The organism is Gordonia sp. NPDC003376 (assembly GCF_053589235.1).
The window spans coordinates 363,209-374,237 of sequence record NZ_JBSFRM010000002.1; the positions used below are offsets into that span (position 1 = coordinate 363,209).

At 70.0% G+C, this 11,029-nt stretch carries 11 protein-coding genes; 2 read left to right on the forward strand and 9 right to left on the reverse strand.

What is annotated here, in order from left to right:
* Position 1 precedes the first annotated feature (1 nt).
* The 9 genes from ACWDUA_RS03880 to rimP form a co-directional block, all read right to left on the reverse strand.
* Positions 2-688 carry a 4'-phosphopantetheinyl transferase family protein gene (locus ACWDUA_RS03880; RefSeq protein WP_449749663.1) on the reverse strand — a complete coding sequence of 229 codons (687 nt, stop codon included), beginning with the start codon at positions 686-688 and terminating at the stop codon, positions 2-4.
* Positions 685-1,731 carry a metallophosphoesterase family protein gene (locus tag ACWDUA_RS03885; protein ID WP_449749664.1) on the reverse strand — a complete coding sequence of 349 codons (1,047 nt, stop codon included), beginning with the start codon at positions 1,729-1,731 and terminating at the stop codon, positions 685-687. The genes ACWDUA_RS03880 and ACWDUA_RS03885 overlap by 4 nt, the downstream gene beginning before the upstream one ends.
* An 83-nt stretch (positions 1,732-1,814) precedes the next feature.
* Entirely contained in the window at positions 1,815-3,152 is a 1,338-nt protein-coding gene (locus ACWDUA_RS03890) for an MATE family efflux transporter (RefSeq protein WP_449749665.1), read from the reverse strand.
* Between the two features lie 38 nt (positions 3,153-3,190).
* Positions 3,191-4,159, reverse strand: coding sequence for a DHH family phosphoesterase (locus ACWDUA_RS03895; RefSeq protein ID WP_449749666.1), 969 nt, complete (start codon positions 4,157-4,159; stop codon positions 3,191-3,193).
* A complete protein-coding gene (gene rbfA / locus ACWDUA_RS03900) occupies positions 4,156-4,629 on the reverse strand; it encodes a 30S ribosome-binding factor RbfA (RefSeq protein WP_449749667.1) in 474 nt (157 codons plus the stop codon). The genes ACWDUA_RS03895 and rbfA overlap by 4 nt, the downstream gene beginning before the upstream one ends.
* Positions 4,630-4,731: 102 nt before the next feature.
* On the reverse strand, positions 4,732-7,605 hold the full coding sequence (gene infB, locus ACWDUA_RS03905) for a translation initiation factor IF-2 (protein WP_449749668.1): 2,874 nt from the start codon (positions 7,603-7,605) through the stop codon (positions 4,732-4,734).
* Between the two features lie 81 nt (positions 7,606-7,686).
* Positions 7,687-8,121 carry a YlxR family protein gene (locus ACWDUA_RS03910; protein WP_449749669.1) on the reverse strand — a complete coding sequence of 145 codons (435 nt, stop codon included), beginning with the start codon at positions 8,119-8,121 and terminating at the stop codon, positions 7,687-7,689.
* Positions 8,122-8,164: 43 nt separating this feature from the next.
* Positions 8,165-9,196, reverse strand: a complete 1,032-nt coding sequence (gene nusA, locus ACWDUA_RS03915) for a transcription termination factor NusA (protein WP_449749670.1) — start codon at positions 9,194-9,196, stop codon at positions 8,165-8,167.
* Between the two features lie 29 nt (positions 9,197-9,225).
* On the reverse strand, positions 9,226-9,816 hold the full coding sequence (rimP, locus tag ACWDUA_RS03920; protein WP_449749671.1) for a ribosome maturation factor RimP: 591 nt from the start codon (positions 9,814-9,816) through the stop codon (positions 9,226-9,228).
* 229 nt (positions 9,817-10,045) lie between these two features.
* Between rimP and ACWDUA_RS03925 the strand changes: the two genes are divergently transcribed.
* Together ACWDUA_RS03925 and ACWDUA_RS03930 are read left to right on the forward strand one after the other, a co-directional pair.
* Positions 10,046-10,594, forward strand: coding sequence for a hypothetical protein (locus tag ACWDUA_RS03925; RefSeq protein WP_449749672.1), 549 nt, complete (start codon positions 10,046-10,048; stop codon positions 10,592-10,594).
* The gene (locus ACWDUA_RS03930) at positions 10,591-11,025 is read left to right on the forward strand and encodes a ferritin-like domain-containing protein (protein WP_449749673.1); all 435 of its coding nucleotides are present in this window, start codon (positions 10,591-10,593) and stop codon (positions 11,023-11,025) included. The genes ACWDUA_RS03925 and ACWDUA_RS03930 overlap by 4 nt, the downstream gene beginning before the upstream one ends.
* The last annotated feature ends 4 nt before the right edge of the window (positions 11,026-11,029 follow it).

The following is an 11,029-nucleotide window of genomic DNA, read 5'->3' on the forward strand; positions in this document are numbered from 1 at the left end:
GTCACACCATCACGATCGTCGTCGTGATCAGTCCGCGGTCCACGAGCCAGCGGCCGTGTAGTTCGTTCAGCGGTGCTCCCCCGTCGATCGTCCGGCCGTCGATCAGGATGCGGGAGGTGAATCGCCCCGAGGCCACGGCCTCCGGGCCGGTCACCCCCACGTCGGCGGTGTCCTGCTCGAAGGTGATGTGCGCGTCCTCGAATCCCAGCCAGCGCTCGGTCAGCGGGAACCACGCCTTGTAGGTGGCCTCCTTGGCGCAGAACAACAGCCGGTCCCAGTGCAGGGTGTCCGGGCGCGTCGCGAGCACCTCCCGCTCGGCGGGCAGGCTGGTGTGGTCGAGCACACCGTCGGGCAACTCGGCGTGCGGTTCGGCGTCGATGCCGACCGACCGCACCGCCATCGAGAACCCGACGATCGCCGCGCGATACCCGTCGCAGTGGGTCAGGCTGCCGACGACCTGCTTGGGCCACAACGGCATTCCGCGTTCACCCCGCATGATCGGCACGGGGTCGATACCCAGTTCGCCGAGCGCCTGCCGCGCACAGTGGCGCGCGGTGGTGAACTCGCGGCGACGCTTCTCCACCGCCCGCGAGATCAGCGACTCCTCGGCGGGCATCGGGGTCAGACCCGGTGGGTCACCGAAGGATTCCGCCGCGGCCACACCGGCGGGCAACAGTCGTTCGATCACGGTGTGTCTCCCAGGCTGTCGTCGGTACGTGTCTGATCGGGGTCGGCCTGTTTCGGGGTCTGGCCGGTCGGCGCCGACCCGGATCGCTGTGACCCCGACCGCCTGCGGCGTCGTTCCTCGATCCGGCGGGCGAACTCCCGGGCCCGCTCCTCGTAGTCGGGTGGCAGCTCGAAGCGGGCGCCGTGGGCGGGCAGGTCGGCCTCACGCAGGCCCGGATCGGGATGGATCTGCCGCAGCAGGGGTTCGGGCAGGCCGCGACGCTTCCACTCACGCGGATAGCCCACCGACACCTCCTCGAACCGGACGTCGTCGTAGAAGGTGGTGCGCGGGATGTGCAGGTGCCCGTAGACGCAGCAGGCGGCGTTGAATCTCGTGTGCCAGTCGGCGGTCTCGACGGTGCCGCACCACAGCGCGAACTCCGGGTACATCAGGGTGTCGGTGGGTTCGCGGCGCAGTGGCCAGTGGTTGATCAGGATGGTCGACTCGGCCGGGTCGACGGCCTCGAGCCGCGTGCGGGTGGCGGCCACGCGTGCCCGTCCCCACGCATCGCGGGTGGGGTACGGCTCGGGTGAGAGCAGGAACTCGTCGGTGGCCACCACATTGCGTTCCCGCGCGACGGCGAGCGCCGCGAGCGCGGTGGCCGTGCCCTCCGGACGGAACGTGTAGTCGTAGAGCAGGAACATCGGCACCACCCGTACCGGACCGCTGCCGTCGCCGGGATCGAAGCTCGGGTAGATGTCCTCCGGGGTGATCACCCCGATGTCCCGGCACGCCTGCACCAGGTAGTCGTACCGGGCCACGCCGAACACCTGCAACGGGTCCTTGGCCGTGGTGTAGAGCTCGTGGTTGCCCGGTACCCAGATCACGGTGTGGAAGCGCGCACGCAGCCGCCGCAGGGTGTCGATGATGTCGTCGGTGCGTTCAGCGACGTCACCGGCCACGATCAGCCAGTCGTCGTCGGAGCTCGGCCGGATCTGGTCGATGATGTGCTCGTTGCCGCGATGTGCAACATGCAGATCGCTGATCGCCCAGAGAGTTGCCACGAGGATCCATCGTGCCACGGACCCCGGCGTGCGGTGGAATCGGCGGACTCCCGCACCGCGTCGGGGGTCTGACCGCCCGGTGTTCAGGCGATCTCGGTACCGGTCCGGTGCCAGCGACCGGAGGCCACCCGCCACACCACGGCGATCAACCGGATCACCATGAACAGCACCAGACCCGACCACACCCCGGCAAGGCCCCAGTCGAAGGCCAGCGACATCCAGATCAGCGGCAGGAAGCCGACGAGCGCGCCGATCAGGGTGGCGGTACGCAGGAACGCGGCGTCGCCGCTTCCGAGCAGGACACCGTCGAGCGCGAACACCACCCCGGCGACCGGCAGCATGCCGACGAAGAACCACCACGGCACCCCGATCGCGGCGAGGACCTCGTCGTCGGAGGTGAAGACCCGCGGCAGCACCGACGACCCGAGCGCGAACACACCGGCCATCAGCACCGCGGCCACCGCCGACATGATGGTGACCCGCCGGGCGACGCTGCGCGCCACGGCCACCGACCCCGCGCCGAGGGCGGCACCGACGAGGGCCTGCGCGGCGATCGCCACCGAGTCCAGGAACAGCGACATGAAGTCCCACAGTTGCAGCACGAGCTGGTGGGCGGCGACCTGGGCCACCCCGAACCGAGCGGCCACCGCGGCCGCCGAGACGAAGCAGATCTGGAAGCTCAGGCTCCGGACGATCAGGTCCCGGGCCATGCGCAGCTGTGCGCCGATCACCGACCGGCGCGGAGCGAACGCCGCCCATGGCCGTTCGGCGCCGGCGACGCGTTCCCGGATCACCCGTGCCGCGAAGAGCAGGCCGGTGATCCCCTGGCCGATCACGTTCGCCACGGCGCTGCCGTCGAGACCGAGCCGTGGAAAGAAGCCGATGCCGTGCACGAGCCCGACGACGAGGACCGCCGCCACCGACAGCCCCACCACCACGTAGACGATCGGACGACGGGTCTCCTGCACCCCCCGCATCCAGCCGTTGCCGGCCATCGACAGCAGGATCAACGGAACCCCGAACACCGCGATGCGCAGCCACTGGGTGGCATCCGCGGCGACCACCGCCGACGCCGGGGACTCGTGTCCGACCAGCGCCGACATCACCCAGGGGGCGATCGGGTAGGCGATCACGACGATCAGCAGTCCCGCGCCGACGGCGATCCAGCTCGCCTGCACACCCTCCTCCACCGCCCCGGCCCGGTCGCCGGCACCGAACCGGCGGGCCGAGCGGGCGGTGGTCCCGTACGACAGGAACGTCAACTGGGTGCTGATGATCGACAGCACCAGGGTGGCCACGGCGACTGCGGCGAGTTCGTCGCCGCCGAGCCTGCCGACCACGGCCAGGTCCAACAGCAGGTACAGCGGCGGTGCGATCAGCACCGCCAGCGCCGACACCGTCAGGACACCGACCCGTCGCATCCCGGGGTCGAGGTCGGCGGGTGCCGGGGGTGCGGGGATCAGAGCGAGTCCCGCAGCCGCGCGACGACCTCGTCGATCGGGCCGGCATCGCTGTACCCGGAGGCACGCCGGTGGCCGCCGCCGCCGTGCCCACGGACGATCGGGACCAGGTCGACGGTGTTCTTCGATCGGAGCGAGACCGTCCACTGCCCGGCCTCCACCTCCTTGAACACCGCGGCGACCTCGGCCTCGGCGGCGGTGCGCACGATGTCGACGATGCTCTCCGACTCCTCCCAGCTGAGGTCGGCGAGGGCTGCGGCGTCGACCACCGCATACACCAGACCCTCACCACCGCAGGCGGTTCGATCGAGCTGTGCGGCGCCGAGGACCTGGGAGACCATGCCGAACCAGGAGAACGGATGGGTGTCGAAGAGCCGTCGGCTCCAGCCGCGTCCGTCCACCCCGACGTCGAGCAGTCGGGCCCCGACCCGCAGGGAGTCCGGCCGCGCCCACCGGAACGAACCGGTGTCGGTGGTCAGTCCCGCATACAGGCAGGTCGCGATGTCGACATCGACGTCTGCCCCCATGTCGTCGAGGACGCGCAGCACCAACTCCGCGGTGCAGTCGGCGGCCGGGTCGATGAAGTCGATGTCACCGAACCCCGGGTTGGAGGCGTGGTGGTCGATCACCACGGAGGACTCGGCCGCACCGAAGTGCGTACCGAGCGCTCCCAGACGCTGGATACTCGCCGCATCCACCGACACCGCGACCCGATGTCCCACCAGATCCGCGGGATCGACGAGCAGCTTGCTGCCCGGCAGCTCCCGTAACGCGGCCGGTAGATCCTCGGGTCCCGGGAACGCCACCTCGACGTCGATCCCGAGACGGTCCAGGGCCAGACCGAGCGCCAGACCACTGCCGATCGTGTCGGCGTCCGGTCGCATGTGACACAGGACGGTCACCGCTCCCGCGTCGTCGGCGGCGCGGCGTAGCAGTGCCGCGACGTCCGAACTCGAACCGGCGGTCACTCGTCGGCGTCCTCGCCGTCCGCGGTCTCCGGATGGTCGTCGTCCTTGCTGCGGTAGGGGTCGGCGTCACCGGCCGGGCTCGCACCCGCCGCCTGCCTGGCGACGAGTTCGTCACTCGCCCGGGCCTTGGCGACCAGTTCCTCCATCTGCCGGGCCGCGTCGGGCACGGTGTCGACGACGAAGGTCAGTGTCGGGGTGAATCGGACACCGGTGCCGGCGCCCACCTTGGAGCGCAGGATGCCGGTGGCCTTCTTGAGGCCGGCCGCGGCACCCTCGAGATCGGGTTCGTCATCGATGCCCGCACCCATCACCGTGTAGAAGATGGTGGCGTCGTGCAGGTCCGCGGTGACGCGTGCGTCGGTGACGGTCACATGTGCCAGCCGCGGATCCTTGATCTCGTTCGCGATCGCCGACGCGACGATCGACGAGATCCGCTTGGCGAGTCGTTGTGCTCGTGCCGGATCGGCCATCGGGTTCCTCCCTGAGGTCAGAAGATGCTCCCCTCCCGACCCGGCAGGCACCGGGTGCGGTGCGTGCCGGGCGGAAGGGGAGCCTGGGTGTAACGGTGCGCGTCAGTCGCGCGGCTTCTCCTGCAACTCGTAGGTCTCGATCACGTCGTCGACCTTGATGTCGCTGTAGGTGACCGTCAGACCACATTCGTAGCCTTCGCGGACCTCGACCACGTCGTCCTTCTCGCGACGGAGCGAGGCGATCGTGAGGTTCTCGGCGACCACGACGTTGTCACGCAGCAGACGGGCCTTGGCGTTGCGGCGCACGATGCCCGACTGCACGAGGCAACCGGCGATGTTGCCGATCTTCGACGACTTGAAGATCGCGCGGATCTCGGCGCGGCCGAGCTCCACCTCTTCGTAGACCGGCTTGAGCATGCCCTTGAGCGCGCTCTCGATCTCGTCGATGGCCTGGTAGATCACCGAGTAGTACCGGATGTCGACGCCCTCGCGGTTGGCCAGCTCGGTGGCCTTGCCCTCCGCACGGACGTTGAAGCCGATGATGATCGCATCCGACGCCGCAGCCAGGTTGACGTTGGTCTCGGTGACGCCACCGACACCGCGGTCGATGACCCGCAACGAGACCTCGTCGCCCATCTCGATCCCGAGCAACGCCTCTTCGAGCGCCTCGACGGTACCCGAGTTGTCACCCTTGAGGATGAGGTTGAGCTGGCTGGTCTCCTTGAGCGCCGAATCCAGGTCCTCGAGGCTGATCCGCTTACGGCTGCGTGCGGCCAGCGCGTTGCGCTTGCGCGCATTGCGCCGGTCGGCAATCTGCCGGGCGATGCGGTCTTCCTCGACGACGAGCAGGTTGTCACCGGCACCGGGCACCGACGTGAAGCCGATGACCTGGACCGGACGCGACGGCAGCGCCTCTTCGACGTCGTCGCCGTACTCGTCGACCATGCGGCGCACGCGACCGTAGGCGTCGCCGGCGACCACGGAGTCGCCGACCCGCAGGGTGCCACGCTGGACCAGCACGGTGGCCACCGGGCCACGACCGCGGTCCAGGTGGGCTTCGATGGCCACACCCTGCGCGTCCATGTCCGGGTTCGCCCGCAGATCCAGCGATGCGTCGGCGGTCAGCAGCACTGCCTCGAGGAGTTCCTCGATGTGCAGACCCTGCTTGGCCGAGATGTCGACGAACATGGTCTCGCCGCCGTACTCCTCGGGCACCAGACCGTACTCGGTGAGCTGACCACGGATCTTGGTCGGGTCGGCGCCTTCCTTGTCGATCTTGTTGACCGCCACGACGATCGGCACGTCGGCCGCCTGGGCGTGGTTGACCGCCTCCACCGTCTGCGGCATGACGCCGTCGTCGGCCGCGACCACGAGGATCGCGATGTCGGTGGCCTTCGCACCACGGGCACGCATGGCGGTGAACGCCTCGTGACCCGGGGTGTCGATGAAGGTGATCAGGCGATCCTCACCGTTGAGGTGCGTGTCGACCTGGTAGGCACCGATGTGCTGGGTGATACCACCGGCCTCGCCCTCGCGGACGTTGGCCTTACGGATGGTGTCGAGCAGTCGGGTCTTGCCGTGGTCGACGTGACCCATGACGGTGACCACCGGCGGCCGCTGTGCGAGGTCTTCCTCGCCACCCTCGTCCTCGCCGTAGCTGAGATCGAAGCTCTCGAGCAGCTCGCGGTCCTCGTCCTCCGGGCTCACGACCTGGACGCTGTAGTTCATCTCGCCGCCGAGCAGCTCCAGCGTCTCGTCGTTGACCGACTCGGTCGCCGTGACCATCTCGCCGAGGTTGAACAAGGCCTGCACCAGCGATGCCGGGTTGGCACCGATCTTGTCCGCGAAGTCCGACAGCGATGCGCCGCGGGCGAGGCGGATGACCTCACCGTTGCCGCGGGGCAGCCGGACACCGCCGACTGCCGGTGCCTGCATGCTCTCGTACTCGGCGCGCTTCGCCCGCTTCGACTTGCGACCCCTGCGCGGGGCACCGCCGGGACGGCCGAACGCACCCGCGGCACCGCCGCGGCCACGACCGCCGCCACCACCGCCACCGGGGCGTCCGCGGAAGCCACCACCGGCGGGGGCACCTCCGCCACCGCCACCGGGGCCACCACGGTATCCACCGCCGCCGCCACCGCCACCGGGGCCACCACGACCGGCGCCGCCGCCACGACCGCCCGGACGGGCGTCGGGCCGTGCGGCACGGCTGGGCATCGCACCCGGGTTCGGGCGCGGCGGCATGTTGCCGGGGCTCGGACGGTTACCGCCCTGACCACCACCGGGACGGGGGCCACCCTGACCGGGACGGCCGCCACCCTGGGCACCACCGGGACGTCCGCCGCCGGGGCGAGGACCGCCCTGGCCGGGACGCGGGGCCGGCGGACGCGGCGCGGGGGCCGGAGCCGACGAGTACGGGTTGTTGCCCACACGCGGGGTGCGCGGACCGGGCTTGGGTCCCGGACGCGGGCCCGGGGTGGGGCCGCCGGGCCTCTGTCCGGCGGGCTTGGTCTCCGGAGCGCTCTGCTGTGCGGCCGCGGGACGCGGTGCACCGGGCTTGGGGCCGGGTGCTGCCGTACTCGGCTTGGGGCCGGGCTGCGGGCGCGACGGGGCCGACGGCGCGGCGGCCGCAGGTGCGGCCGGACGGGCCGGGGCGGCAGGACGTGCCTGCGCTGCCGGGGCCTCGGGCGCCGGCGCGGGACCGGGCTTGGGGGATCCCGGACGCGGGCCGGGACGCGGACCGGCGCCGGGTTTGGCGTTCGATCCGTTGGCACCGGGTTTCGGTGCCGAAGAACCGGCTCCGCCGGAGCCGTCCTTCTTGGGGAATGATTCGCGGAGTCGACGGGCCACCGGGGCCTCGACGGTCGACGACGCGGATTTGACGAACTCGCCCTGTTCCTTGAGTCGCTCGAGCACCTGTTTGCTCGTCACTCCCAGTTCCTTGGCCAGTTCGTGCACGCGGGCCTTGCCTGCCACTGCTCTCCTCACTATGGAGGCCGAGCGGGGCTGCCCGCTGCGGCCTCGGATTACGTCCGATACGAGGTCATCGTGGTGACTTCACGGTGTGCTCATGTCTTCTGCTACCTGTTCTGGCCCGTTGTCGGGGCCTGTGCTGTCGTCCGTGGCCGGTGCCGGGACTCCGGTTCCGATCACTTCGGTGAGGTCGTCCGGTTCCACGACCAGACGCGGCGTCCTCAGTGCCGCGGCGAACGCGCGTCGCCTCACCGCGACGGACACACAGTCCCTCCGCGGATGCAGCCACGCACCCCGTCCCGACATGGTCTTCGCGAGATCGACGACGACGCACTGGCCGTCCTCCCCTGCGCGGGCGACCACCCGGATCAGATCCGAGGTGTCAGCCCGCTGCCGACATCCGACACACATCCGAATCGGACGATGCCGGCCGACCCGCGCGGAACCCTGCCGCACGGCTCGACGCCGATCACGCCGACCTCCGTCCGTTGACGGTGCCGACGACTTTCGCTGAACCATCGCTTAGTCTAGCGCGCGTCGTGGCCGGTAGGACAATCGCCTGTCACCTGGCGTCGGGACGGGGTGCCTCGGCATCTCCGGCGGGACCGGTGTCGGCGTCCGAGCGGATGTCGATCCGCCACCCGGTGAGCCGGGCGGCGAGCCGGGCATTCTGCCCTTCCTTGCCGATGGCCAGCGACAGCTGGTAGTCGGGGACCACCACGCGCGCCGCCTTGGCCGCCGCGTCGACGACCTCCACCGACACAACCTTCGCCGGCGACAGGGCATTCCCGACGAACACCGCGGGATCGGAATCGAAGTCGATGATGTCGATCTTCTCCCCCGCCAGTTCGCTCATCACGTTTCGCACGCGCTGACCCATCGGGCCGATGCACGCCCCCTTGGCGTTGAGTCCGCTGACCCCGGTGTGCACCGCGATCTTCGACCGGTGGCCGGCCTCGCGGGCGACGGCCACGATCTCCACCGAACCGTCCTCGATCTCGGGCACCTCGAGCGAGAACAACTTGCGCACCAGGTTCGGGTGGGTACGCGAGAGCGTGATCTGCGGACCGCGCTGACCGCGGGCCACGCCCACCACGTAGCACTTGATCCGGTCGCCGTGGCGGTAGGTCTCGCCCGGCACCTGCTCGGCCGAGGGGATGATGCCCTCGGTGGCATTGGCCTCGTTGCCGATCTGCACCACGATCATGCCGCGGGCGTTGGCGCGGGCGTCCTGCTGCACCACACCGCCCACGATCTCGCCCTCGTGCGCGGCCAGCTCACCGAAGCTCTTCTCGTTCTCCGCGTCACGCAGACGCTGCAGGATGACCTGCCGGGCGGTGGTGGCGGCGATGCGGCCGAAGCCCTCGGGGGTGTCGTCGTACTCGTGCACCACATTGCCGTGGTCGTCGAGCTCCTGCGCCATCACGCGGACGGCACCGGACTTGCGGTTGACGTCGATCCGGGCGTGCGGGGCGAAGCCGTCGGTATGACGGTAGGCGGTGAGCAGGGCCGTCTCGATCGCGGTGATCACCGTGTCGATCGAAATACCCTTGTCGGCCTCGATCATCCGCAGGGCGTTGATGTCGATGTTCATCGGGAAGGACTCCTATTCACTTGTCGGTTTCATCTGTCGAGTTCGGTGGGTCCGGGATCGCGCCGGCGGGCGATCTCGTCCTCGTCGAGTCCGCACCGCTGCAGGTCGGCGACGCTGGGCCGGGAGAAGTCCACCTCCACCACCGCCGCGGCGATGGTGTCGAACGGCACCGTGCGCATGCCGATCCGGCCTTTGTTGTTGCTGACGATCTCGACCGCGTCGTCGGTGATGGTCCCGATCCGGCCGGTGATCCGCTTGTCGTCGGTGACCTTCCGGTCGGCATCTCCGGTGAGGTCGATTCCGGTGAGGTCGATGCGGACCTTGCGTCCCTGCGCGCGGCGCCAGTGGCGGGGTAACGTGAGAGGCCGGCCGATGCCGGGCGAGGTGATCTCCAGGGTGTAGGCGTCCTCGGAGACGTCCGGGTGGGCGTCGAGGACGTCGTTGATCTCTCGGGTCAGATCGCCGAGCAGGTCGAGGTCGGTACCGCCGTCGCGGTCGACGACCAAGACGATCTCGTCCTGTCCCCCGGACGTGGTCACCACGACGTCCTCGAGGTCGAGTCCGCACGAGGTGACGATGCCTTCGACGAGGTCGCGTACCCGATCTCCGTCGATTCTCACCGTGTCCTCCTCATGTTCAGTTGTCGTCGGTGTTCAGTTGTCGTCGGTGTTCAGTTGTCGTCGGTGTTCAGTTGTGTGGGCTGTCCGAATCGCCGGGGCTGTTCGGATCGGGATCGACGGCGTCGGTCCGGCCGATCACGGCGTCTGCGAGCGCACACCATGCTAGAGGATGTCGGTACGGAATCGGTCATCCAGCACGTGACCACCACCGGTCCACCCGGCTGGCATCATGTCTCGGGTGACCGAGCTGCCGATCGACCCCGCCCCCCACCCGGCATCCCCGAACCGACGCACCGTCCTGCGTGGCGGTCTGGTGATCGGCGCCGGAGTGGTGGTCGCGGCATCGGTGTCGGCGTGTGAGAGCGGCCCGACCCCCGGCCAGACCACCGCCGAGGCGTTGCTGCCGCTGGCACGGTCGGCGAACGTCGATGCGGCCACGGCCCGCGATCTCGCCCCGCGTGTGACCGAGTACTCCGCGGCGCTCGCGGTGGTGGCCGATCAGCGCAAGCAGCATGCCGAGGCCCTGACCGCCGAGATCACCCGCCTCGACCAGGACATCGCGTCCCGGGTGTCGGAGACGGCGTCGGCGTCGGCGTCGGTCACACCCACCCCGACGGCACCGACCGGGCCGGCCACCCTCGACGACCTGCGCACCTCGCTGACCTCCTCGGCCACAGCCGCCCGTCAGGCGGCGATCTCGCTGTCGGGGTATTCGTCGGGCCTGGCCGGGTCGGTCGGCGCATCGACGACGACCCTCGTGGAGGTACAGCTCGGATGAGCACCATCGAGTCCCTGACCGCAGCCGCCGACGCAGAGAATGCGGCGATCTTCACCTACGGGGTGATCACCGCGTTCGTGACGGCCGCGCGCCGACCGACGGTGAACGAGAACATCGCCGCCCATCGGACCGCGCGGGATGCGGTCGGCGCGGCGATCACCGCGGCCGGCGGCACCCCCCCGCTGGCCGCCGCCGGCTACACACTGCCGGTGGACGTGACCGATCCGCTGAGCGCGGCGAAGGTGGCGCTGGCCGCCGAGGTCGACTGCACCGTCGCCTACCGCGCGGTGCTCGAGCAGTCCGACGACGAGAAGGCCCACACCCTCGCCGTCGACGAACTGACGGCATCGGCACGCCGGGCCTCCGACTGGCGGGTGGCGTTGGGTGACAAACCGGCCACCGTCGCCTTCCCGGGCGCCCCGGCGACGTAGTGGT

Excerpts from the sequence above, each read along its gene's own strand:
- ACWDUA_RS03890 (WP_449749665.1), bottom strand. The coding sequence starts at position 3,152 with ATGCGACGGGTCGGTGTCCTGACGGTGTCGGCGCTGGCGGTGCTGATC.
- rbfA (WP_449749667.1), bottom strand. The coding sequence starts at position 4,629 with ATGGCCGATCCGGCACGAGCACAACGACTCGCCAAGCGGATCTCGTCG.
- ACWDUA_RS03910 (WP_449749669.1), bottom strand. The coding sequence starts at position 8,121 with ATGGTTCAGCGAAAGTCGTCGGCACCGTCAACGGACGGAGGTCGGCGT.
- nusA (WP_449749670.1), bottom strand. The coding sequence starts at position 9,196 with ATGAACATCGACATCAACGCCCTGCGGATGATCGAGGCCGACAAGGGT.
- ACWDUA_RS03925 (WP_449749672.1), top strand. The coding sequence starts at position 10,046 with ATGTCTCGGGTGACCGAGCTGCCGATCGACCCCGCCCCCCACCCGGCA.
- ACWDUA_RS03930 (WP_449749673.1), top strand. The coding sequence starts at position 10,591 with ATGAGCACCATCGAGTCCCTGACCGCAGCCGCCGACGCAGAGAATGCG.